The 23,306-nt window shown below is 46.7% G+C and carries 22 protein-coding genes and 1 tRNA gene; 10 read left to right on the forward strand and 13 right to left on the reverse strand.

The features are described 5' to 3' along the window. Positions 1 to 13: 13 nt before the first annotated feature. Positions 14 to 808, forward strand: a complete 795-nt coding sequence (locus DES40_RS07545) for a DUF1295 domain-containing protein (protein WP_121100166.1) — start codon at positions 14 to 16, stop codon at positions 806 to 808. Positions 809 to 820: 12 nt separating this feature from the next. On the opposite strand, the gene DES40_RS07550 is transcribed toward DES40_RS07545, so the two are convergent. From DES40_RS07550 to DES40_RS07560, 3 genes are read right to left on the reverse strand one after another with little or no spacing between them, the layout of a single operon-like run. Further along, positions 821 to 1,744, reverse strand: a complete 924-nt coding sequence (locus tag DES40_RS07550) for an NAD(P)H-dependent flavin oxidoreductase (RefSeq protein WP_233345495.1) — start codon at positions 1,742 to 1,744, stop codon at positions 821 to 823. Beyond that, complete coding sequence (locus DES40_RS07555) at positions 1,741 to 2,895, reverse strand: acetyl-CoA C-acyltransferase (RefSeq protein ID WP_121100170.1); 1,155 nt, start codon at positions 2,893 to 2,895, stop codon at positions 1,741 to 1,743. Before DES40_RS07555 ends, DES40_RS07550 begins: the two co-directional genes overlap by 4 nt. Then, a complete protein-coding gene (locus tag DES40_RS07560; RefSeq protein ID WP_121100172.1) occupies positions 2,895 to 3,953 on the reverse strand; it encodes an NAD(P)H-dependent amine dehydrogenase family protein in 1,059 nt (352 codons plus the stop codon). Before DES40_RS07560 ends, DES40_RS07555 begins: the two co-directional genes overlap by 1 nt. Positions 3,954 to 4,034: 81 nt before the next feature. Between DES40_RS07560 and DES40_RS07565 the strand changes: the two genes are divergently transcribed. Beyond that, entirely contained in the window at positions 4,035 to 5,726 is a 1,692-nt protein-coding gene (locus DES40_RS07565) for a class I adenylate-forming enzyme family protein (RefSeq protein ID WP_121100528.1), read from the forward strand. 4 nt (positions 5,727 to 5,730) lie between these two features. Here DES40_RS07565 and DES40_RS07570 read toward each other — a convergent pair whose 3' ends face one another. Further along, positions 5,731 to 7,185: a carotenoid oxygenase family protein gene (locus DES40_RS07570; protein WP_121100174.1), complete on the reverse strand. Its 1,455-nt coding sequence runs from the start codon at positions 7,183 to 7,185 to the stop codon at positions 5,731 to 5,733. 128 nt (positions 7,186 to 7,313) lie between these two features. On the opposite strand from DES40_RS07570, the gene DES40_RS07575 reads away from it, so the two are divergent. The 7 genes from DES40_RS07575 (at position 7,314) to DES40_RS07605 (ending at position 13,015) form a co-directional block, all read left to right on the forward strand. After that, positions 7,314 to 7,835, forward strand: a complete 522-nt coding sequence (locus DES40_RS07575; protein ID WP_233345496.1) for an SgcJ/EcaC family oxidoreductase — start codon at positions 7,314 to 7,316, stop codon at positions 7,833 to 7,835. Positions 7,836 to 7,849: 14 nt separating this feature from the next. Further along, positions 7,850 to 9,199, forward strand: a complete 1,350-nt coding sequence (locus tag DES40_RS07580; RefSeq protein WP_121100176.1) for an MFS transporter — start codon at positions 7,850 to 7,852, stop codon at positions 9,197 to 9,199. Between the two features lie 66 nt (positions 9,200 to 9,265). Continuing rightward, positions 9,266 to 10,222, forward strand: coding sequence for a winged helix-turn-helix transcriptional regulator (locus DES40_RS07585; protein WP_121100178.1), 957 nt, complete (start codon positions 9,266 to 9,268; stop codon positions 10,220 to 10,222). A gap of 64 nt (positions 10,223 to 10,286) precedes the next feature. Continuing rightward, positions 10,287 to 11,174, forward strand: a complete 888-nt coding sequence (locus DES40_RS07590; protein ID WP_121100180.1) for an SDR family NAD(P)-dependent oxidoreductase — start codon at positions 10,287 to 10,289, stop codon at positions 11,172 to 11,174. Positions 11,175 to 11,188: 14 nt separating this feature from the next. Next, the gene (locus DES40_RS07595) at positions 11,189 to 11,722 is read left to right on the forward strand and encodes a nuclear transport factor 2 family protein (protein ID WP_121100182.1); all 534 of its coding nucleotides are present in this window, start codon (positions 11,189 to 11,191) and stop codon (positions 11,720 to 11,722) included. Between the two features lie 22 nt (positions 11,723 to 11,744). Further along, positions 11,745 to 12,494 (forward strand): SDR family NAD(P)-dependent oxidoreductase, encoded by a 750-nt coding sequence (locus DES40_RS07600; RefSeq protein ID WP_121100184.1) that lies wholly within the window; start codon positions 11,745 to 11,747, stop codon positions 12,492 to 12,494. Beyond that, positions 12,494 to 13,015: a nuclear transport factor 2 family protein gene (locus DES40_RS07605; protein WP_121100186.1), complete on the forward strand. Its 522-nt coding sequence runs from the start codon at positions 12,494 to 12,496 to the stop codon at positions 13,013 to 13,015. Before DES40_RS07600 ends, DES40_RS07605 begins: the two co-directional genes overlap by 1 nt. 77 nt (positions 13,016 to 13,092) lie before the next feature. Here DES40_RS07605 and DES40_RS07610 read toward each other — a convergent pair whose 3' ends face one another. Both DES40_RS07610 and DES40_RS07615 read right to left on the reverse strand, forming a co-directional pair. Then, positions 13,093 to 15,435, reverse strand: coding sequence for a TonB-dependent receptor (locus tag DES40_RS07610; RefSeq protein WP_121100188.1), 2,343 nt, complete (start codon positions 15,433 to 15,435; stop codon positions 13,093 to 13,095). A 463-nt stretch (positions 15,436 to 15,898) separates the two neighbouring features. Continuing rightward, positions 15,899 to 15,985: transfer RNA gene (locus DES40_RS07615), tRNA-Leu, on the reverse strand. Between the two features lie 161 nt (positions 15,986 to 16,146). On the opposite strand from DES40_RS07615, the gene lipB reads away from it, so the two are divergent. Further along, positions 16,147 to 16,806, forward strand: a complete 660-nt coding sequence (gene lipB, locus DES40_RS07620) for a lipoyl(octanoyl) transferase LipB (RefSeq protein WP_121100190.1) — start codon at positions 16,147 to 16,149, stop codon at positions 16,804 to 16,806. Between the two features lie 64 nt (positions 16,807 to 16,870). Here the strand turns inward: lipB and DES40_RS07625 are convergent, their stop codons facing one another. From DES40_RS07625 to DES40_RS07655, 7 genes are all read right to left on the reverse strand, one after another. Continuing rightward, entirely contained in the window at positions 16,871 to 17,347 is a 477-nt protein-coding gene (locus tag DES40_RS07625) for a DUF805 domain-containing protein (protein WP_121100192.1), read from the reverse strand. Positions 17,348 to 17,425: 78 nt separating this feature from the next. Then, a complete protein-coding gene (locus DES40_RS07630; protein WP_233345497.1) occupies positions 17,426 to 17,932 on the reverse strand; it encodes a DUF805 domain-containing protein in 507 nt (168 codons plus the stop codon). A 60-nt stretch (positions 17,933 to 17,992) separates the two neighbouring features. Next, the gene (locus DES40_RS07635; protein ID WP_121100195.1) at positions 17,993 to 19,834 is read right to left on the reverse strand and encodes a monovalent cation:proton antiporter-2 (CPA2) family protein; all 1,842 of its coding nucleotides are present in this window, start codon (positions 19,832 to 19,834) and stop codon (positions 17,993 to 17,995) included. Position 19,835: 1 nt separating this feature from the next. Next, the gene (locus DES40_RS07640; RefSeq protein ID WP_121100198.1) at positions 19,836 to 20,537 is read right to left on the reverse strand and encodes an ATP12 family chaperone protein; all 702 of its coding nucleotides are present in this window, start codon (positions 20,535 to 20,537) and stop codon (positions 19,836 to 19,838) included. Further along, positions 20,537 to 21,526 (reverse strand): RluA family pseudouridine synthase, encoded by a 990-nt coding sequence (locus DES40_RS07645; protein ID WP_121100200.1) that lies wholly within the window; start codon positions 21,524 to 21,526, stop codon positions 20,537 to 20,539. The genes DES40_RS07640 and DES40_RS07645 overlap by 1 nt, the downstream gene beginning before the upstream one ends. A 13-nt stretch (positions 21,527 to 21,539) precedes the next feature. Continuing rightward, entirely contained in the window at positions 21,540 to 21,926 is a 387-nt protein-coding gene (gene crcB, locus DES40_RS07650) for a fluoride efflux transporter CrcB (protein WP_121100202.1), read from the reverse strand. A 65-nt stretch (positions 21,927 to 21,991) separates the two neighbouring features. Continuing rightward, positions 21,992 to 23,305 (reverse strand): replication-associated recombination protein A, encoded by a 1,314-nt coding sequence (locus tag DES40_RS07655; protein ID WP_121100204.1) that lies wholly within the window; start codon positions 23,303 to 23,305, stop codon positions 21,992 to 21,994. Between the last annotated feature and the right edge of the window lies 1 nt (position 23,306).

A 23,306-nucleotide genomic window follows, 5' to 3' on the forward strand; every position in this document is an offset into this window, starting at 1 on the left:
TTTGGAGAATTTAATGTCCCCTTTTATGCTTCTCTTCTGGAACGCGGTAATCCTCGTTGTTAGCTTTTTCATTCTTTGGCTAATATGCCTAAAAACACGCGATGTAACGCCGATTGATAGCGTCTGGGCCTTAGGCATGGTTGCACTCGCAACAACAAGTTTTTTCCTCACAGACGGGCAATACACACGTAAATGGGTATTACTGGCATTATGCGCAGCTTGGGGTCTTCGCCTCGGAGGGTATATGCTCTGGCGTTGGCGTGATCACGGACCTGACCGTCGTTACCAAGCCATGCTTGGTAAGGCAGAAGCGAGAAAAGGATGGGGGTTTGGTAAAGCGACGGCGCTATTGGTTTTTGCGACACAAGCCCCTTTGCTGTTTATTGTCTGCTTACCAGTGCAATTGGGGCAAGCCGATGGCAACACACCCTTAGGCATTATCGCAATGATAGGGGTGGGGCTGGCTATTCTGGGCATCATATTTGAAACCGTTGGAGACGCGCAGTTAGTGCGGTTTAAGCGCGACCCGAACAATGTTGGAAAAGTTATGGATAAGGGGCTCTGGAAATATACACGTCACCCTAATTATTTTGGCGATGCCTGTGTCTGGTGGGGTCTATTCTTGATTGCCTCAGAAACGCCTTATGGACTTTGGACAATTATCGGCCCAATTTTATTAACGTGGACGCTTATGAGATGGTCTGGTGCGCCAACAGTCGAAGGCCGACTACATAAAACACGTCCAGGCTATGCGGATTATGTACGCCGCACCTCTGGTTTTATTCCTATGCCGCCTAAAAAAGTCTAAGGCGGCAAACATTTAATATTGAGATATTCGCGCCTGCGCTTTTTGAAATTCTTGAAATAAATTTTCGATTATTTCTTTCGCAGGCGCTTTAGTTTTCACAGCACCAACACCCTGCCCTGCAGCCCATAGATCTTTCCACCGTTTTCCGACATCCGCGCCGCCGTAATTTCGTTCTTTTGGCATCGTTAAATCGGAGAGATTATAACCGTTGTTTTCAAGTGAAGCTTTCAACCAAGACGCCGATGTTCCAGTGATGGCAGCACTGACCAAAATGTCGTCAATCGATGACTGAACCACCATCTCTTTATAGTCTGGTACGGCAAGGCTTTCTTTGGCCGCCAAAAAGCGGGTGCCCATATAGACAATATCTGCCCCTGCCGCGACAGCGCCAGCTACTCCCGCGCCATCAGAAATCCCGCCGCCTACACAAATAATGCCATCAAAAAACTCTCTTAATGCTGATAAGAAAGCAAAAGGCGACAAATGCCCTGTATGGCCGCCTGCTCCTGCAGAGACAGCGACCAGTCCATCAGCGCCAGCTTTGGCGGCTTTTTTAGCAAGAGGCAAATTTACAACATCAGCTAATACAATACCCCCATATTCATGCACGACAGGTATGGCGGGTGCAGGACTACCCAGCGCCGTAATCACGATGGGCGGCTTATGTTTGGCGACCAAGGCTAGGTCATCTATCAGCCTGTCATTGGTTCTGTGTGTCACTAAGTTTGCAGCCCATAATCCATCTGCTTCTTTTGTTTCAGCAGAAACCTTATTCATCCAGCTATCTAATTCAGCAATTGTTCGGCAATTCGGCGTCGGAAACGCCCCTACGACCCCAGCCTTCGCACTCTCAATGACAAGGTCAGGACCTGAGACAAGGAACATTGGCGCCACCATTATGGGAAGTCGCAATTTTTCTAAAGACTTAGGTTTCAATGGAGCCTCTCTATAATCATCGCTGCGCCTACACCTTGCGCCCCGGTTACAACCACAAGCCCGTATCGGCCTCGACATTCATCCAATGCATCCATCAAGGTCGACAAAAGCACAGCGCCTGTAGCTCCCATAGGATGGCCTTTGGCGATATGACCGCCTCCGACATTGACTTTAGAAATATCGGGTTGAAATTCACGTTCAAATATTGCGACGGTGGGGGCGAATGCCTCCATAAATTCAATTCGATCAATATCTTTGAAATCCAAATTTGCCCGCATAAGCGCTTCTTTCATTGCAGCTATTCCTGCCAATAAAGATTCTCGATCATTCCCACCTTGTTCTACAAAACTAATAATCCGAGCCCTCGGAGTATTAAAAACTCCCGCCCCGCCCAATAAAGCAAGTCCCGCACCATCGGCCATTGGCGGCGCGTGAGATTTCGTCATTTGCGGTTCGTAATCTTGCCCATCTAAGGCTGAGGCATATGGCTGTGCAAAAGCACCAAAGGCAGGTTCTAACATCTGCAAAGTTTCCATATTTGTCGGTCTAATCGCTTCATCTCTATCAAGCGTGGACGTCGCGATTCTAGAGGATAACAAGGCGGTGTTTTCTTCCGCAGCTTCAGCTCTGTTTTGCGATCTTAGAGCGATTTCATCCAAGGTCTCTCGGGCAATTCCATTTTGACGCGCTAATAAATCAGCAGCCAAAGCAACAGGTATATATTGCTTAAGTGGGGGAAGGCTTTTGTCAGAATAATAGCTTGCTTCATCGGCCATAAAGGGGACGCGGGATAACATTTCTACGCCGCCCGCCAGAGCTGTCTTTGTAAATCCAGCCGCGATAGTGGCAGTTGCGAGACCAATAGCGGAAAGACCAGACGCGCAAAAATTATTTACAGTATGTGCCGTACTGTTTTCAGGCAGATGATTTAATATCTTTGATGTCAAAGCGATATGTCCGCCCTGCGCATTTATTTGGCCTACGCAGCCAAGGGTAAGGCTTTCAACATTCTGCTTTGAAACCGCATTTCTTTGCTCTAAAGCCCCGATTAAGTGACCAACTAATTCATGGGGTTGGTATGAAGCCAGTCCCCCACTGTCTCTCGCTTTTCCGCGCGGCGTACGCACACAATCTTGAATATAAACATCCATTATGATTTCACTTTCCCTAGCCCAATTGGAGCAAACGCGAACAAGCCTGGCGGGGCCGCAATAACGTCCGGAACGGCGTTAATCGCTACGGCGCAAACTGCATCAGTCAAAGCGCGAGAGGGCGGCTTGTCGGGGTCAGGCTCTGATATGTCCAAAGTCATTGTTATATTTGGACGCCCTTTTATTTTTAGCATCCAGTGCCCTTGCTTATCGCTCTCATGCAAAGCGGTATCAGCCGTCCATATGATTGACAGCACGATATCTGTTCCGTTTTCGAGCCTTGCTGTCCAAAACCATTCGGTAGCAGCGACCGAGCCTTTTTTGATGACACCCGGAATTAAATGAATGTCTTTCGGCGCTAAAGTTAATTTGTGATCAGGTGTAATCTTGGCAATCTTGCTTCCGAAATGATGCGCGCAATAATAAAATATCTCTGAAAATAAAGCGCTATAAAGCTCTGCCAAAGGCCCTTTACGAATATCTACCTTTGCAGGGTCAGACCCCAGTCCCATTAAGTCAAAAACAAATGCGCCGCTGGTCATTGCCGAAGCATCTACAGTTTCAAAAAGACTAATCTCGTTAATATCAACCGACATGGCGGCAGCGCTCATTATAAGCCTTTCCGCAACCAAACCGGGGTTCACACCCACACCCGCAAGTGTCGCGCCGCCTTTTATGGCGGCTTCTTTCAGGGCATTCGCATAGGCTTCGCCTTGCGCTTCAGGCCAATGAAAACCGGCCGTAGAAATAACATTTTTACCTGACTCTAATAAGGCTATCACATCTGGAACCATCGCCTCATAGGGCAAGGTAATGCGCGGCATATGAATAACAACGTCCGCCTCAACAGCCATGATATCGGCTTTGCTACGTGTCGTTTTAATCCCTGTTTCTGGACGTTTGGCTATTTCGCCTAAATCAAGCCCCGCCTTTCGGTCTGAGTAAACGAGCGCCCCCACTAGGTCCATCTCATCATGATCCAGAACCATCCGCATAGAGGTTCGGCCCATAGAGCCTGTGGCCCATTGAATAACTTTTGTTCGATTAAAACCTACCATATTGTTACTTTAGAGTAGTTGCGCTTTCATGTCAGTATCTTTATGAAAGTTATTATAGAAAATAAATTTGGGGAAGCCTTTATGATCCTAACACCAAAGGAAACAGTTTCAGAATATGTGAAAAAAGGATGGTGGTCAGACGTCACAGTCAACGACCTTTTTCAAGCGGCTTGCGATAAACACCCTAATGAGATGGCCTTAATTGACCCGCTGAACAGGCTTTCAATGGATGGTGTGGCTCCAAGATCGTTAACATGGAATGCTTTGCGAAATCTAACTGACTCAGTCGCCACAGCTCTTTTGGAATTAGGCTTGAACAAAGACGACCGCATTCTTGTTCAACTTCCCAATACAGTTGATGCCGTTATTATCTTTCTAGCGGCCTCCAAATTGGGGCTTATCATCAGTCCGATTGTTATGCAGTATCGAGAACACGAGCTTCGACACGCTATACATAAGATTAAGCCGCGCGCATTTATCACGATTAAATCATTCAATGGATTCAATCATGCGGATTTAGGCAAGACTCTAGCCACAGAAAACGAAGACCTTGACCTCATCGTTTTATCGGATGACCCTGAGAAAACGTCATTATTGGAAACTACGGCAGACACAGCGCGCCTCTCTAATTATGCCGCTAACAACCCTATTAACGCCGCTGAAATCCTGACGATTTGTTGGACTTCTGGGACGGAGTCACAATCAAAGGGCGTTCCAAGGTGTCATTCTCACTGGGTATTAAACGCAGAAGTTATTATTGATTCTCTTGAAATGCGAGAGAGCGATGTTTTGCTTAACCCCTTCCCGCTGGTTAATATTGGTTCGATAGGCGGGTTGGTTTTGCCGTGGCTCATGCTGCAATCGAAACTTGTTTTACATCACCCTTTTGATATCGGCATATTCCTGCAACAAATACAAGACGAAGGCGTGACCTATACAATTGCGCCGCCAGCCGTATTGGGTGCCTTGTTGAAACAGCCTGATCTCTTGAAAAAATTCAATATCTCATCACTTCGTGCCATTGGTTCAGGCTCTGCTCCGCTTTCCCCTTGGCTGATTGATAGCTGGAAACAATCCTATAATATCGAGATAACAAATGTATTTGGTTCGAATGAAGGGTCTTCACTGTTTTCAAGCCCAAAATCCGTCCCCGACACCACTGAACGGGCTCGCTACTTTCCTCGCCTAGGCGCCAAAGACATATATTGGGAAGGCCGAACAGCTCAGGTTTTGAAGACAAAATTAGTAGATTTAGCAACAGGTGACGACATCACTGAACCTGGCAAAACAGGCGAATTGCGCCTTGCAGGAGCAACTATGTTTTCTGGATATTGGGAGTCGCCAGAACTTAATCGCAAAGCCTTTGATGAGGCTGGGTATTACAAAACAGGTGACTTATTTCAAATCGCAGGGGATGGAAACTTATCGCGGTATTATAGCTTTGTTGGCCGCTCTAAAGAGATAATCGTAAGGGGCGGCGTAAATATTTCTCCTGCGGAACTTGATGACCTTATCGTGGGTCACCCCAAGATTAGCGAAGCCGCGACTGTAGGTATTGATGATTCACGACTTGGAGAAAAAGTCGCGGTCGCAATTGTGCCAAATGCTGGAGAGACAGTAGAACTATCAGATATTTCTGATTGGTTGGCAGAAAAAGGAACAGCGATATTCAAACGCCCCGAATTTATTGTCACTGTTCCTAGCCTCCCTCGTAATGCGATGAATAAAGTCATGCGTGACACTTTGAGAGAAACAGTCCTGTCCTTGTTATAAAGATCTATAGCTTAGACCTATCGACCCATGTTGAATGCGTGCCGCTACACATTTTGTGAGGTATTTTAATTCTGCACACGGGGCCTTCTGAAAACTTCTTAGCATCAATAAGAATACATTCAGATGTTCCCTTATTTTCATCAATTATAAAACTGACCAAATAGCCATCATCTTCTGATTGCGCATTAAGTCTGGGTGCGAAAGGCGCTTCGGAGGCATATCGACCCTCTTCGAGATGTACTTCTTCGCTCTCTCCGGTGACGAGGTCATGCTTCACAAATCCATTGAATAGGAACCATCCCGGCTTCGATTGGACACTATAAACATAACGATATTTTTGACCTGCATATTGCTGATTTATCATACCGAACTCTACTACCCTGTCGTCTAATCGTTCTTCGGTTGTCGTTCCGTCTTTTAAATTAAAGCGCCAACGGTGTAGCTTAGATTGCAAACTATGAAGGTCAACATAAGCCATGAGATGGCCGTGTTTTCCTGCTTCTTTGATCGGCTCTGGCGACGGATTCTCCTGAAAATACCCATCCAAAATAACTTCATCTCCCTCTTCATAAGCATTCAACCAATGAAGAACATATGTTGGGCTCGCCTCGAACCAGCGCACATCTTCTGACCCGCCATGACGAGGAATAAGACCAAAACGAGAGGGCAAACCCTCATGCGATCTCACGGCATGAATATTACGCTTCAGAAGCTCTTGATCCCAAAAAACAGGAAGGTCATTAAGTATAGACCAGTTTTCACTAAAGGCCATATCATGAGGTAGCCGAGGGCCTGGTAGATCGATCGGAACGTAATTTGTTAGCTTTCCCTCTTTATTCACAACGCCGTAATGCATGTAAGGCACTGATTTACTGTAGTTAAAAAACAACAGCTCATCCGTCGCTTCATCGACTTTGGGATGCGCCGAGATACCATCTAATGGCACCCATGGGGCTACGCCCTCAAATTCTAAAGTCTCTGGATCTAATATATACCCCTCGCCGCATTGGTAAAATGTAGCGATGGCTTTCCCGCGATGCACAACCACATCAGTACTTGCTGTATCTTTCAACCCGCCATGCGCACCAAATCCGGGGCGTTTTGATGTGCCAGGGCCATCCATTAAACCGCCCCACTGCGCGCTCCCTAAGGTCTGCTCAAGCTCAAAACCCCGCGTGCGAACAAATCGATTTCGATAACTTGCAGTGCCTTTAGAGAAACTTATCTGATGGATCATACCATCGCCATCAAAAGGGTGATGACGGCCCAAGGGCTGATGAACTTGGTTTTCGGTATTGCGCAGATAAATCCCATCAATGTCTTTAGGAATCTCGCCAGCGATCACTTCAAGGTCTGTTGCATTGACCTCTTCATGTTGCGGTGTCCATGCCCCGCTTAGATAAGGGTGGTTACTCGGCTGTAAATTCGATTTTATTTTTTTAAGTCGCTCAATTTCCATCTTACTCACCAATTAGGTTTCTACAATTCCTCTCGGAAGGCATTTTCGGTCATTCACATATTTGTATTGACGTACTTACAAACTTCCCGCAGGTATAACTTTCATAATAATACTAACTGGAGGATTTCATGGACTTTCGCAAGATATTTATTGCCGCAGCACTCAGCTGCACCGCCCTAACGGCCTGTAGTCAGGCCGATCAGGCCACGCATCAACCAAGTGTAACTGCAGAAACACATCAAAATATGGAGACCGACATGCAAGCCGATCCAAAGATAGCTGTTGTGGAAGAAATGATAACCGCATGGAACGAAAAAGAGTGGAACAAGATTGCAGACCTTTTCACAGAAGACGGTGTTCTGCACTCTATGATGATTGACCCTGTTGTCGGCCGCGAAACCATTCGAAAGCGTATTGTTGGCTTAGGGGAAGGCCTTTCTGAAATTACACTTAACATCATCAACATTGGACGTATCAATGATGTTGTTGTCATCGAACGTGTGGATGAATTCACCTATAAAGGCCATAAGGGCAAGGTTCCTGTCGTCGGCATTTTAGAAGTTGAAGGCGATAAAGTTAAAGTCTGGCGTGAGTATTATGACCGCGCAGAGTTGCTCGCTGAAATGGGACTAGAACACGACTTTGATTAGGACAGGAACACCTGATGACTAACCCTGCTACAACACATGAAACATTAATAGCTGAAACCGATACAAGCCAGCCCTTCCCCAAGGCCATCGTGTCATGGGGCATCGTGGCGGCCTTCTTTATCGCTTATATCTTCTCTTTTATCGACCGCATGATTATCGGTCTTTTAGTAGAGTCTATCAAAGAAGACCTCGTCTTGACGGATACACAGATAGGCCTTTTACAAGGCCTCGCTTTTGCTATTTTCTACACTGTAGCGGGGATTCCTATTGGACGATTAATTGATCGCGCACCCCGTATGAAAATTGTGGCTTTAGGAATAGCTGTCTGGAGTATCATGACGGCAATTTGTGCCGGTGTGAGTAATTTTTGGCAATTCTTTGTGGCCCGAATGGGCGTTGGGGTTGGAGAAGCTGTTTTGTCTCCTGCCGCGTATTCAGTGATTTCCGATAGTTTTCCAAAAAACAAAATTGGTTTGCCTATGGGAGTTTATGGTCTTGGTTCGGCTATCGGTGCGGGACTGGCCTTTATGCTAGGCGCTGTGGTCGTTGCGGCCGTTTCGAATGCAGGTCAAACCTCTCTACCCATATTAGGCGAAGTAAAAGCCTGGCAGATTGCTTTTCTTGTGGCAGGCATACCTGGATTGCTAGTCGCCTTAATGTTTCTCTTTCTCCCTGAGCCTAAGCGTCGTTTCACGGCGGCCGAAGCCGAGACAAAGGAGCCTGTACCCTTATCTAAGGTCGTTGATCACATGCAGGAAAATCGTGTATTTTTCTGGTCACTCTTTGTGGGTGTTGGTGCTGTGAATCTTTCTGTTCTTGGGTCTATCTCATGGTTACCAGCCATGCTGATGCGGACATTTGAAATGGAAATGGTGCATGCTGGCTGGTTTGCGGGTGCCATGTTAATTATTGGCGGCCTCATCGGATTAATTGGCGGCGGCGCTTTAATGGACCGCATTGGCGGCGGCACGCCCGCTGTTAGACTCAAATTTTGTGGCTGGTCAGCCTTAATTGGATCCATCGGCGCTCTCATCTTTCCAATTACAGGCAGTATTCCCCTTTTAGCGGTCTCGTTTGTTCTGTTTTTCTCAGCCGCGGCTGTGGCCGTTGGCGCAGCGCCTTCGACTATTCAGCAATTAGCGCCTAACCGTATGCGAGCCACAATCTCAGCCGCATATGTCTTTGCCGTCAATGCAATTGGCCTCGGCTTAGGCCCGACATTAACCGCATGGATTGGCGATACATTCTTTCCTTTTGAGTCTGGCATTCGCTATGCCATCGTCATTGTGGCCGTAAGCGGGTATCTTATTGGCGCCCTATTATTTTATGTCGCGGCCAAGAGCTTAAAAACTAAAAAACTATAGATAAAGTTGCAATTATACACCCCCTAGAATGGACAGATATACGGTAATTGTTCATAGTATAAATCTATGGAAAAAGATCTTATTCGTTCGTGCTCAATTTGGCGTGCGCTAGAAGTTATTGGCGATTACCCTATCCTGCTTATTCTCGAAGTGAGTTGGCTTGGCGGAAAGCGCTTTGACGGCTTTCGCCGGCGCACAGGGCTTTTAAAGGCCTCTCTATCCAGTCGCCTAAAACGACTGGTCGAGGCGGACATTATGGTGAAGCGCAAATATTGCGATAGCCCGCCGCGTTATGAGTACATTATGACGGATAAGGGTCAGGACCTTTATTGGGTCGCTTTGATGTTATTGCGGTGGGAACGACGCTGGCAAGAACCCGGGAAAATCACGGTAGAGCTTACTCATAAACCTTGTGGCAAAATTTTTGAGCCCGTTCCTGCCTGTGGAAGCTGTAATGACGAAATAAACCCAACTCAGGTCGAATGGAAAGAAGGGCCAGGTCTTGGATGGATGGTTCCGCTTTATAGTCGTCGCCGTAGGAGCCGAGACGCAGAACAACGCTCCATTTCACTAATGGACCAAGCCGCTCAAATCATGGGAGATAGATGGTCTAGTCTTATTTTACGCTCTATTTATACAGGCATTAATCGATTTGATGACATTCGTGTCGATACGGCCATCGCAACCAACATTTTATCAGAAAGATTAAATTGGTTGGAAGAAATTGGCATGATCCGACAAGAGCAATATAATACGAACCCACCCCGTTACGAATATAGATTACGATCAAAAGGCGTAGATTATTACCATGCTTTGCTGATGCTTATGAAATGGGGGGATAAATATTATGTCTCACCCGAGGGACCGCCGCTTCTGCTCACGCATCTTCCTTGTGAGTCAGATCTTAACCCACAAGTGATTTGCTCTGAATGCCGAAAGCCTATCCATATCAGCGATGTGACCTATGATATATCAGGAAATTTCGATGTTCCATCTACCGTGACCGCCGCTGCTTCAGAGTAACTCTTTTTAATATAAACTTTCATTAACATACCCTCTCTGTTATACTACAGAAAACGAGGGAATAATGTTACAAAGCGAAAGAGTTGCACTTATTACTGGCGCGGGAAAAGGCCTAGGTGCGGCCTTCGCAAAGTCTCTTGCATTAGACGGGTGCAAGGTCATGGTGAATAATAGAAGTCACCCCAACACACCTAGCTCCGCCCAAAAAATAGCAACCGAATTACAAGAACAAAATTACGTCGCTGATTTTGAAGACAGTCCAGTCCATGAAGAAGGCGCGGCAACGACAATAATTTCCAATACATTAAAGCGCTTTGGCCGACTGGATATTTTGATTCTGAATGCCGGCATTTCTGGCCCCGCCATGAAAGTTAATGATCAGGGCGACCCTAAGCTGCGCCAAATCATGGAAATTAATTTCTTTGCCAATACCGCATTAATAGACGCCGCTTTGCCTTATCTACGCGAATCGTCAGCAGGACGTATTGTGTTTATTGCTTCATCTGCAGGACTCTATGGTGTCCGCGGCCGAGCACCTTACGCCGCTTCTAAGGCCGCCCTTATAGCTTACGCGAAAACACTCGCAGATGAATTAAGCCGAACTAATATACGTGTAAATATTATAGCGCCATATGCTGCGACGAATATGACATCTGCTGAAAATGCGGCCGTAGACGAAGATTTACACCCTAGCCATGCCACAGCCGCAGCAACATGGTTTGCTCGGCCAGACTGTCACGCCAATGGGCAAGTCTGGATGGCTGGGGCTAAATATTTCGCTCGAAGCGCCACGATAGAGGGTATTGGCGGAGGCTGCGTTAACCCAACACCAGACTGGTTTGGCGAGCATATCAACGCATTATCTTCTGTAGAGAATGGCACTGAATTCAGCGGAGCAGAAGCTGCCTTTGCGCATTTCTATAAAAAAGCAAAACAAAACAACCATAACTAAAAAGAGAGGGAAAGATGGCACGTCCTAAATCAATAGAGGAATTATTTGACCGACAGGAGATATATGACCTTTTAGTCAATTATGCGCGAGGCGCTGATCGCGGCGATGCAGATTTAATTGCAGCGGCTTATCATGATGACGCGATAGAAGATCATGGCGGCACATTTTTAGGGCCCGCTACAGAATATGTAGAGATGCTACGAAAGATTCTCCCCAAAGCGCCGCGCATGTCGCACATCGTTACAAATATTAATATCGAATTAGACGGAGAGAGCGCCTATACAGAATGCTATTTCCTTACATTCTCTAGACGCGACACGGTTGAGAACCCCTATGACAGCCTAACAATGGCGCGGGTTATCGACAAAATGGAACGCCGTAATGGCGAATGGAAAATCGCACATCGCCGCCTTGTCTGGGATTGGAACCATGAGATGCCATTACGCGAAACATGGGGCCGCGGAGAAATAGCGCCTGATCCAGATAAACTCGTGCGGGGCGCCAAAAAGCCGGATGATATTCTTTATGGCGACTGGCTTAGAAACTAAAACTTAACCTGAGGATACACACATGAAAGTAGAAGGATGTACCGCCATCGTAACTGGCGGAAATAGAGGCATAGGCCTTGGATTCGTAATGGAGTTAATCGAGGCAGGCGCAGAACGCGTATATATTGCCTCTCGTAAACTCTCTGATGCCCAAGCCATCGCAGAGTCAAATCCAGATATACTAAAGCCTATTCAATTAGACGTCACAAAACTTGATGAGGTTGAGGCCGCAGCCCAAGCCTGTCCAGATGTCGATGTCGTCATTAATAATGCTGGCGCCTTTAATAGGGAAACTTTGTTAGGCGCACCGGATATGTCTGCAATGCGGCAGGAAATTGAAACGAATTACATTGGCGTCGTCGCCATGTGCAGAGCCTTCGCCCCCATTCTTAAAAACAATGGCGGCGGAGCCATTGTGAATGTTCTATCAGCAGGCGGTATTGTTTCCGTTCCCGGGATGGGCGGCTATAGCCCCTCAAAATTCGCGGCACGTTCAGCCAGTGACTGTATGCGGGCAGAACTCGAGCCCCAGAACACACAAGTTTCTGCTTTGATTGTCGGCTCCGTCGATACGCGCATGGCCAAACATGTTACTTGGCAAGAGAAGTCTACACCTAGAGACATAGGCAAGGCCGGAATCGTCGCCATTGAAAACAATATCCATGAACATGACACGGATGCACATTCCGTCTCTGTTCGCGCGTTCCTAGCCCGTGATCCACATACTCTGAAACGGTCTATGGCGAAGGCCCTGCATAAAGGAAGAACATAATGTATAAAAACACAATTGAAACCGTCATCGCTAAACAAGACATTAGCGATGTTATCATGCGTTATGCGCGCGCCATTGACCGCGCAGACGGGCCATTACTCCATAGTTGCTATTGGGAAGACGCCATAGAAGAACATGCTAATACCTATAATGGCCCTGCGCATGACTATATCGATGGGGCTATGGCCCGCCTGATTAAAGGCGATGTCATGATGCATCATGTCGGCAACATGCATACAGAGATCGAAGGCGATACGGCGTGGGTTGAAACCTATCTTGTGACTTTCGCGAGATTTCAAAAAGACGGCGAACCCTGGGATACATTAACGGGCGGCCGTATTTTTGATAAATTTGAGTGCAGAGAGGGTGAATGGAAAATCGCTCACCGTAAAATGGCGTTTGATTGGAACAGAGACGAACCCGCTTCCGAAGGTTGGTGCCTAGGACTATTCAAACCAGATCACCCTGAAACCATTATGGGGTGCAAAGGAAAAGACGATTTAACCTATTCACGGTTTTAATCCCCTAATAAATTTTAGATAAAAAAAAGACCCAGGTTTTACGACCTGGGTCTTTTAGTTTATTTAGCAGCTTTGTTTTAGAATTTAACGGCGACCGAAGCCCCATAAGTTCTAGGGGCTGCCAAACGGGAGATTTCGTCACCAAAGAAGGCGATGACATTTGTACGGTAAAGCTTATCTGTAAGGTTACGCCCCCAAAGCGATACAGTAAGGTCACCTTCATTAGGGGTGATAGAGACGCGGCCATTTAACGTGCCATAGGCATCTTCATAATTTACATTTTCTGGTGCCCAGAATAATTTTCCTTGGTGGGAGTAGCTAACATTTGCCTTAAACCCATTTCTCCATTCGCCTAAATCAGTTTCATAATTCGCAGAGACGTTGAACTGATATTCAGGTGTGCGCTGCAAAAAATTACCAGATGAATCACGGCCTAGTGAATCTACAAAGTCGATATATTCTGTGTCTAAATATGTTAAACCGCCCGATAATGTCAGGCCCTCGGCCACGACAAATTCACCCTCAAGCTCTATCCCTTTAATATCGGCATCAGCCGCATTATCAGTGATATTACACAGGCAATCTGCGTTTGTTTGCGTGACCTGCAGATCTTTATACTTCATGAAAAATGCAGCGACGTTCAAACGGGCTCTATTATTGAAGAAATCAAACTTACCACCGATTTCAATATTATCGACAGTCTCTGGGTCGTAACTTGTCTGCGCAGCCGTGGCATTGGCTGGGTCATCTTCAAAACCACCACCTTTATACCCGATGGAATAAGTTGCATAAAGCAACATGTCATCGTTCGGTTCAAACTCGGCCGTAAACTGAGGTGTAAACTGAGTCCATTTATTGCTGTAATCTGTTGTGTATGAGTCTCCCTCTAAGAAAACACCCGATAAAGGCGTTAAAGCAACTTGGTCATCTGGGAAAAACTGATCACCACCTTCAACAGCTGTGCCCGTAACGGAGCCACCTTTTTTATCTTCTGTGTAACGCAAGCCACCGACAATACGGAACTTGTCATTAAAACGGTAACCTAACTGAGCAAAAGCCGCATAACTTTCATTTTTCGATTCATTATCCCACGTTGATTCACCACTTAGCGTTGGAATTGGAATAGGAGTTTGCGCCCAAAATCTATCAAACTTTTTAACTTTGTCATTCTGTAAATAGGCACCAACAATCCAATCAAAACCTTGATCAACAGGTGCCGATACTAGGCGTAACTCTTGAGAGAACTGCTTTATATCTTCAGTTTCATTTACACCCGAAGTAAAGGCTGGAGGAGACAAAACGACAACATCATAAATGTTATCGGGGCCAATTCCAGTTTGGTCATATAAATTGTGTGCATCGCCTTTTCGATAACCTGTAATTGAAGTGAGCGTTGCAAAATCAAACTCATTCTCCATTTTCAAGGTAATCCCATAGGCCTCACGGTTAAGTTGCTGCGGGGTTTCTTGCGCATCCCCTTTATATCTAGGCCATTCAGGAAGACTTTCTCGAATATCTAAAGCCTCCCCACGAACGACACCGACTTGTTCACGCGCCAAACTCCAGCCGCCTTGCCCTGCAAACGGATCATCAACCGCAACCGAGTGGAATCCATTGGATGTATCTTTGGTGTAATCCATGGATAATTTAGCAGAGAATTGTGAATTTTCAGGCATATATAAAAGCTGCCCTCTAAACTGCGAAGAATCCACGTTATCTAAATCGACATTATGCATGATATCTTGGTTAAACCCGTCCCGATTGCGAACTTGAAACGAGAACCGGCCCGCAAGATCGTCTGTAATCGCACCGGTAATATGACCATTCGCGAGGATTTCATTGTAGTTTCCGTAGGATACAGACAGGCGTCCATTAGGGTCAAATTCAGGTTCAGCGGAGTAAATGCTAATAGCACCACCCACGACATTTCGGCCTAAAAGCACGCCTTGCGGGCCGCGAACGACCTCTACACGGCCAATATCGTATAAATCAAAATTAAATAAGCCAGAACGGCCAACATATACATCGTCTGAGAAGATGCCGATTGATTGGTCAGCTGACGGTGAGTCCAAACGAGTGTTCGTAATGCCTCGGATATTAAATTCCTGATCCAGCGGCGATAAAGCGGTAAAAGAAAGCGATGTGGCGCTACCCGCTAAATCCTCAAAACTCAAAATACGTTCTTCTTCTAGATTCGCTCCAGAGAAAGCTGAAATCGCGGCCGATGTATCTTGGACTGTCGTAGAGCGACGCTGGGCCGTCACAATAATATTGTCCAACTCATATTTGCCGCTTTCGCTTTGCATCTCTTCGCCCGGCACGGATTGCCCCGCCTGAGAGTGAGCTGTTTGCGCGCTCAGCATCGCCCCAGACATCGCTGCGATTAATACGAAATGGCTCGTGCAGTTTTTGAATTTCATCGAGTAGTCCCCTTTATGTCCCCGCTTTGCGGTGTTTATAATAAAAGGCTTAAAACATAATAGTGAGTTCGTCAATGCAAGTTACTATATCATTTTCTCTTAACTGAGTTTCTTCTCACTCATCGTTTAATTCATACACTCTTTATATCCTAAGGTGTGGCTATTCTGAGGATAAATCCTATCCGCCTCACCCAAACGCAACATCTGATATTAATAGTGTGAACCCGAATGGCTTTAACTTCCTCGTCAAAATACGGCTGAATAGAAATTAAGAATGATAACTAGCGAATGACAATATGGATGCAAAGAGGCTCACATGGCCCTGTGTTTCAAGCTCTCACTACGGAACCAAACACCAGCGCATCAGTCGTAAACCCTCATGCAGAATAGACCCTTGCACCGTACAAAAGCCCGTCAAAGCTGTCGCCGCTGAAGGCATACGCTCTGCCCATATCAAGAAATTTGGTGCGGCCGAGAAGACTCGAACTTCCACGGGTTTTACCCCACAGCGACCTCAACGCTGCGCGTCTACCAATTCCGCCACGGCCGCACATTGAGGAAGCCGCCGTATAGCGAGGCTTGCATCAAAAGAAAAGCCGAATCGACAGGTTATGTGAAAGTTTTCTCTCTGAATTATTTTAACCAGATCTGTAATTTTCATTCAGCCCTTACTTTATCTATGGCATAGACATTTACTATGCGAGGTGACCTATGACATCTGTAATATTTAATGACGCCCCTGTTACGTGGCGCCAGAGCGATGGCCTCACCCCCTATCCGCAGGCGCATGACTATATGAAAGATAAGGCCTTAAAAATTGCCACTGAGGCAGCCAAGGAAGAAGTTTGGCTTTTAGAACACCCACCGCTTTATACCGCAGGGACAAGCGCGAATAAGTCTGACCTTGTCGAGCCGGATAAGTTTGAAGTGTTTCAAACGGGGCGTGGGGGTCAATATACTTATCACGGCCCAGGACAGCGCGTCGCCTATGTGATGCTAGATTTACGAAAGCGCGGGCGCGACGTAGCCGCCTTTGTTAGAACCTTAGAACAATGGGTGATAAATAGTCTCGCCGAGTTCAATATTACTGCAGAACGACGATGTGGGCGCGTTGGGGTTTGGGTTGTAAGAGAGGGAGGACGCGAAGAAAAAATTGCCGCCATCGGCGTGCGTCTTAAAAAATGGGTCAGCTTTCACGGCATTTCCATTAATGTAAATCCTGATCTCTCTCATTTTGGCGGCATAGTCCCCTGCGGCATCACCGAACACGGTGTGACGAGCCTTTCTGATTTGGGCGTTGCGGCCTCTATGGCGGATTTAGACGCAGTTTTGAAAACACAATTTGCGCGTCTTTTTAGCCCGACATTCTAAGCCCCAAAATCAAGGCATAAAAAAACCGCCTTCTATGAGGCGGTTTTTAAAGTTTTAAATCTAATTATGTCGCAGGACCGAATTGGTTATCATGCGCGTCAGATTTATTAAGCTTGTTGATCAAGAAAGCCCCAACGGCATAGCTAATTATTCCGCCTATCGCGCTAGGAATTGTTGACTTCTTTGTTAAGGCTTCAACAGTTTCAACGTCTTGCGCCATAGATGCATTAATAATGTCCATCATGCTTACGCCGGTCACTTGGCCGATAATGGCACCAACGACCATTGAAACCACAATGAATAAAATAAACCAAACAATAGACATCCAACCACTACGGCCTGCATCATGCGTACGCTTGATGGTCAATGCAAAGAAGCAATAAAGTAAGACAATAGATAATAAGCCACCAATGGTTCCCAAGGATGTACTTACGAGTGCCAAAAGCGACAATAACGCCCCTATGACGGCAATGATCATCATGCCCTTAAAATATGCCTGCGGCCCAATCCGGCCTGATGGTGAAAACAAAAGACTTCCCATTTTAAACTCTCCCAGTTTGTTGTTTAACAATAAGAGAGTGCCAGAATCAGAGCAAAAGGCAAGAGAATTCGTTCAAGGTTACGTTGAATAAGGCCCGTATTGATTATCTTTCGCCTGAGGTTTTGAGAGACCAAGCCAAAGCGTAAACGCAGCCCAAAGACCATATAAAAGGTATTTCAATGGCAATGTCCCTTGTTGCAGTCGATTTTGATAAGCGGTTTGAATACGTTCAATTTCGGCTGGGTCTATATCTTCTTTACGGTCATATTGCGCGAATTCTGAAAAATATTCAGCCCCGCCAAACATCATCATCACGACAATTACAAGGATGAGCGTTAAGGCAATCATACCTGTCAAAAACCACAGACTTCGCCCCATATCATGAAGCCGCTTGCCATAAACGCTATATAATATTTGAAACACAAGAACCAAATAAATGAGTGACAGGAAAAAACCAACGAGGCTATCGGACAGTCTGTCGAGTATTATTTGCATTACAAAAACAAAGACAACAAAACCGGAAAACCCGATCCAAAAATCACGCCGACCCATTCGGCCCACAGGGTTCAAAAACAATTTAATCATAGGCGCTAACTGACGCTTTATCGTAGGAAAAACAAGCGTAAATCTGTGGCTCATTATACCCTAGTTGTTGTCATCTTCTTCTTCGTCATGAGACATATAATTAGCTTCACCACTGAGCGTTTCTTTAAGTAGAGCATGACCGCGACGCGCTTTTGAGACAAGAGCCTCCATATCTCCGCGCATTTCATAAGCCTCCATGGCGAGCTTGAAATCCATTTCCAGAAACTTATCGGAAAGGTCTCTGGCTTTGTCCTCACTGAACCCCAAATAAGTCAACGCCTTGCGGCCCATCGCCAATCCCCCGCGGACCGTCTCACGTTCCGCAAAGTCGACATCCTCTGCCAATAAGTCGAATAGATGTCCCCGGTTACGCGCACGCGCAACAATTTTAGCCTTAGGGAAATGCTCACGTATCTCATGAACGGTTTGAGTAACTTTATCGCGGTCATCCATCGCCACTATAATTACATCGGCTTTGGCTGCCCCAGCTTTATGCAATAAATCAACGTCTGAAGCGTCGCCGTAATACACACGATGACCAAATTGCTTTAAAAAATCTATGTGGTCGCCATCATTATCAATAATGGTCGTGGCTATATTTTGTGTATGTAAAAGACGCCCAGCCAATTGCCCAACACGGCCAAACCCCAAGACAAGAACGCGGCTCCCCTCATCTATCGGCGGCTCGCCCGTTAATGATTGAGTGGCAAATAAGGGCGAGATAAATTTATCAAAGATCAATATCAGAATAGGCGTTAACCCCATCGAAAGTGCAATGACCGCCGTTAAAAGTGTTGAGGTTTCCGCAGATATTGCGCCCTCTGTCAAAGCGAACTGAAACAGTACAAATCCAAATTCACCTGCTTGGCACAAAAGCGTGGCGAATAAGATACGGCTAGACAATACGAGCTTAAACACCGCACCAATTACGTAGAGCACAAGGAACTTCACGCCTATCAGTCCCGCTACCAGACCAAAGATAAGAGCAGGTTTTTCGGCCAAAGTCGCAAAATCAAGTGACATACCGACCGAGATAAAAAACAAGCCCAGAAGCAATGCTTTAAATGGCTCTATGTCCCGCTCTAATTGGTGCCGATACTCAGAATCCGCCAAAACCACTCCGGCTATGAACGCCCCTAATGCGGCTGAAAGGCCCAGCCAATTCATCAATAATGCCGCTCCAATAACAAGCAGAAGCGCCATGGCCGTAAAGGTTTCCCTCACTTTACTTCGCGCAATAATTTTAAAAATAGGCCGTAAGAGTATGCGGCCTGCTATGATCATTCCGGCAAATACACCAAAAATACTAAGAGCCCACCACAGCCCTTCGGGGCCGTGAACGTCTTCAGCGTGAGCGCTATCTATAACGGCGCCATAACCTGTCATTGTCGCTAGGAACGGCAGCGCCGCAATCATGGCAATCACTATAACGTCTTGGAATAAAAGAACTGAAAAACCAGACTGCCCAGCAACCTCGTTCATCATACCCCTGTCTTGCATGATTTGCAGGGCGATGGCTGTGGACGACAGCGCCAAAGCCATGCCGATTGTAATGGCTTCGCCCAAAGGGTGATTAAATCCATAATGTGCGACTAAAGCAATTATCAGAGAGCTTGCCCCGACTTGTAAGCCCCCTAGACCCAAAAGGCGGGATCGCATGTTCCAAAGTTCTTTCGGCTTTAATTCCAATCCAATAAGAAACAGCATCATAACAACGCCGAACTCTGAAAAGTGCAAAATCGTTATGGGGTCTGAAATCGCGCCAAGCACATAAGGCCCAATGATAACGCCTGCAATTAAATAGCCGATAACAGAACCAAGCCCTGACAGCTTTGAGAGTGGCACCAGCACGCAAGCCGCAGCTAGGAATATAAATACAGAAAATAAAAGACTACCTTCCATATTATATCATCCCCAAAACTTGACCAAGGCGAGTTGTTTCCAATTTTAAAGCCTCAGAAATTTCCGCGGCTTCTTCATCTTCGCCCCAAAGCTCGATTTGATAAAGTGCGTCTAGTCGCGACACATCGAAAGCCGCGCCAGCCTCTATAGCCTCCTCCATCACAGCCATAGCCAATATGACAGAACCGAAGACCGCAATGAAATGCACAAAAAGCGTCAGGCGAATATCATCGAGATTAGCGGCATAGTCTTCCACCGCCCTTAGGCTTGGCTCAGCTTGTTCTATGGCAGAAAGCGATTGCGTCGTCTTAAGCGAAACACCCCTCTCTTTTGCCCAGCTAACCCATTCATCCCATTGCGCGTTCTGACGTTCGATTAAGATGCGGGGCTGTGGGGCACGATAGCAAAGCAGATCCGTCTTGGCATAACGACGGGCTTCTTCAATCAAAGCGGGGCGATTATCTGGTGTTTGTTCAATCGCCACATTTGTCAGGCGCGTTATAGGCATAGTTGGCGGCAAAATGTGTTCGCCTTGCGCTTCCCATTCTTGCGCGACAGCTTCCGCCAGTGCCTTACTCGGCAGTAATAGCGTTTTCTTACCAGGGGTTTTGAGCGTGTAGACGTCAAGCTTCACGACAAAATCATGACCCAATGGCGCCGTCGATACCGCCTTATAAAATCGTTTATTGTTCTTCTTGGCCATTATTGAAGCGAGTCCCAATCGACATCATCTTGTGACATATTGAAAGCCAACATGTTAAAGGCGTTGTCCATATGTTTAGGCAAGGGCGCTACAAGCGTTAGGTCTGGCTTTCCCTCTCTCGGAATAGTTAAACTGCGCGCGTGCAAATGTAGAATATTTTCAAGTCCGCCTGGCATAGGGCGGTCTGTCATATATTTTGGGTCGCCTGCAATCGGCGCGCCAAGCAATTGCATATGCAATCTAAGCTGATGCGTACGGCCCGTTAAAGGCATCATAATAACCCAAGCCGCTTTTTGACCTGCATTCGCCTGTACGTGATAAAGTGTTTTCGCATGTTTTGCATTTGGCGCGCCGTGTCGGACAGGTTCCATGACCTCTTTCCCCTCGTGAATATTGCCAAAACGATTATCTAAGCGCCCCTTGGCCATATAGCCTTTGATTTCGCCCGCGCGCGGATGCGGAACACCATTTGTCACGCCCCAATATATTTTTTGCGCGCGGCGACTTTGAAAGGCGCGGCCCGCCCATTTCGCGCTCGCCGCTGATTTTGCAATTAAGAGAACCCCAGATGTATCACGGTCAAGGCGATGCACGAGACGACAGCCTTCGCCTAATGCAGGCAACATACCGTCTATGTGGCGTGTCGTTTTAGACCCGCCCTGCACAGCAAGACCCGCAGGTTTATTCAGCGCAATTAAATCTGAGTCTTCATAAATGACGAGCCCCCGCATAAAGGATTTGTCTCTATCGTTAACGGGGCTAACCTCTTTAATCTCGCTCGGGTCAGGAAGCGGGGGTATGCGTACAGACTGTCCAGCTTCAAGACGGAAATTCCCTTTGGCCCGTTTACCATCCACACGAAGTTGACCTGTGCGTAGCAGCTTTTCCACACGCCCATGCGCAATATGAGGAAAAAGCCGTTTGAACCACCGGTCAAGCCGAGAACCATCATCGGTTTCAGGTACGACTAAAATTTGAACACCGCTCATTATATATTACCAATCAGGAAGAAAATATCAGTCGTGAAAGCCACAGGCCTAAAGCCAATGCCGCCAGCGAGACAAAGAGAGAGGCACTAACATACGCAAACAAAGGGCCATAGGCTTTTTTCTCAAGCATTGAAAAACTTTCCAATGAAAACGCGCTGAACGTCGTGAAACCGCCTAAAACACCTACACCAAAGAATAACCGTAGGGATTGACCATTACCCGCCCCTTTAAACGCCAACCAGCCAACGAGTAACCCCATTAAAGCGCTGCCAATAATGTTCGCGCTTAAGGTACCCACTGGAAACCCAGGGCCAAAGAGCCGCAAAGAAAGACCAGATAAAATGTGCCGCCCGCTTGCGCCTATAGCGCCGCCTAATGCCACTAATAATAGGTTATACATGCGTATCTCTTAAGCGAGGTCAGCTCTGAGTGCCATTAAAAACAGGCTTGAGATTCTATATCGGTTTAACGAGGGTCTGATTTTTTCAACATTCGTAAATTTTCCCAGTGCGTCAGGCGCTCTGAAATATCCTTCTCTGCACCGTCCCCTTTAGGTTGATAGAATGTCTGGCGAGACATGCCTTCAGGGAAATAATCTTGTCCAGAAAAACCTTCAACAGTGTCTGGGTCATATTGATAGCCTGCCCCATACCCTAGATCTTTCATAAGTTTTGTCGGGGCATTCATGATATGGGCGGGCGGCGCTAATGACCCCGTTTCATTCGCAGATCGTTGCGCCGCCTTAAAGGCAACATAAACAGCATTTGATTTTGGCGCAGAGGCTAAATGCACAACGGTTTGCGCCAAAGCTAGCTCCCCTTCGGGCGTGCCCAATAATTGATAAGCTGAAAGCGAAGCCATTGCAGCGGGTAACGCCGTTGGGTCTGCTAAACCTATATCCTCGCTCGCCATTCGCACCAAACGGCGCGCCAGATATATTGGGTCTTCGCCGCCACCAAGCATACGGGCCAACCAGTATAGAGCCGCATCAGGATCAGAACCACGAATGGATTTATGCAAGGCCGAAATGAGATTATAATGATGTTCTCCGCCTTTATCATAATGGGCGCGGCGCTTTTGCAATATTTGGGCAACGCCATCGGCGTCGTAGTGAGAACCCTCTGCATAATTAAATAAAATTTCGGCAAGACTCAAAGAATACCGCCCATCGCCATCCGCCATATCAATTATGGCTTGGCGCCCCTCTTCGGTGACAGGCAATCGTTTCTTTAAATGTAATTCTGCGCGCTTTAGCAAGCCTGACAAGGCGGCATCATCCAACCGCTTCAAAACATAAACCTGCGCTCTTGAGAGCAAAGCGCTATTAAGTTCAAAGCTTGGATTTTCTGTCGTAGCACCAATAAGCGTTATTGTCCCATTTTCCACATAAGGCAGAAAGCCATCTTGTTGGGATTTATTAAAACGATGAATTTCATCGACAAATAAGAGGGTGCCTCGCCCCGTACTGCGCCTGGCTGTTGCTGTTTCAAAAACTTTGCGTAAATCGGCGACACCTGAAAAAACGGCGGAAAGCTGGACAAACTCCATATCCGCATGATCCGCGATTATGCGGGCCAATGTCGTCTTACCAACGCCGGGTGGCCCCCACAAAATCAACGAGCTAAGCCTTCCGCTATCAAGCATACGCCGCAGAGGTGCTCCTTCTGCCAAAAGGTGATCTTGCCCAATCACCTCCCCCAATGTCGTGGGGCGAAGCGCATCAGCCAAAGGGCGTGGTGCATTATTTTCAAGGCCAGCGGCGGCAAATAGGTCTGAGATT

The organism is Litorimonas taeanensis (genome assembly GCF_003634015.1).
GTDB lineage: Bacteria > Pseudomonadota > Alphaproteobacteria > Caulobacterales > Maricaulaceae > Litorimonas > Litorimonas taeanensis.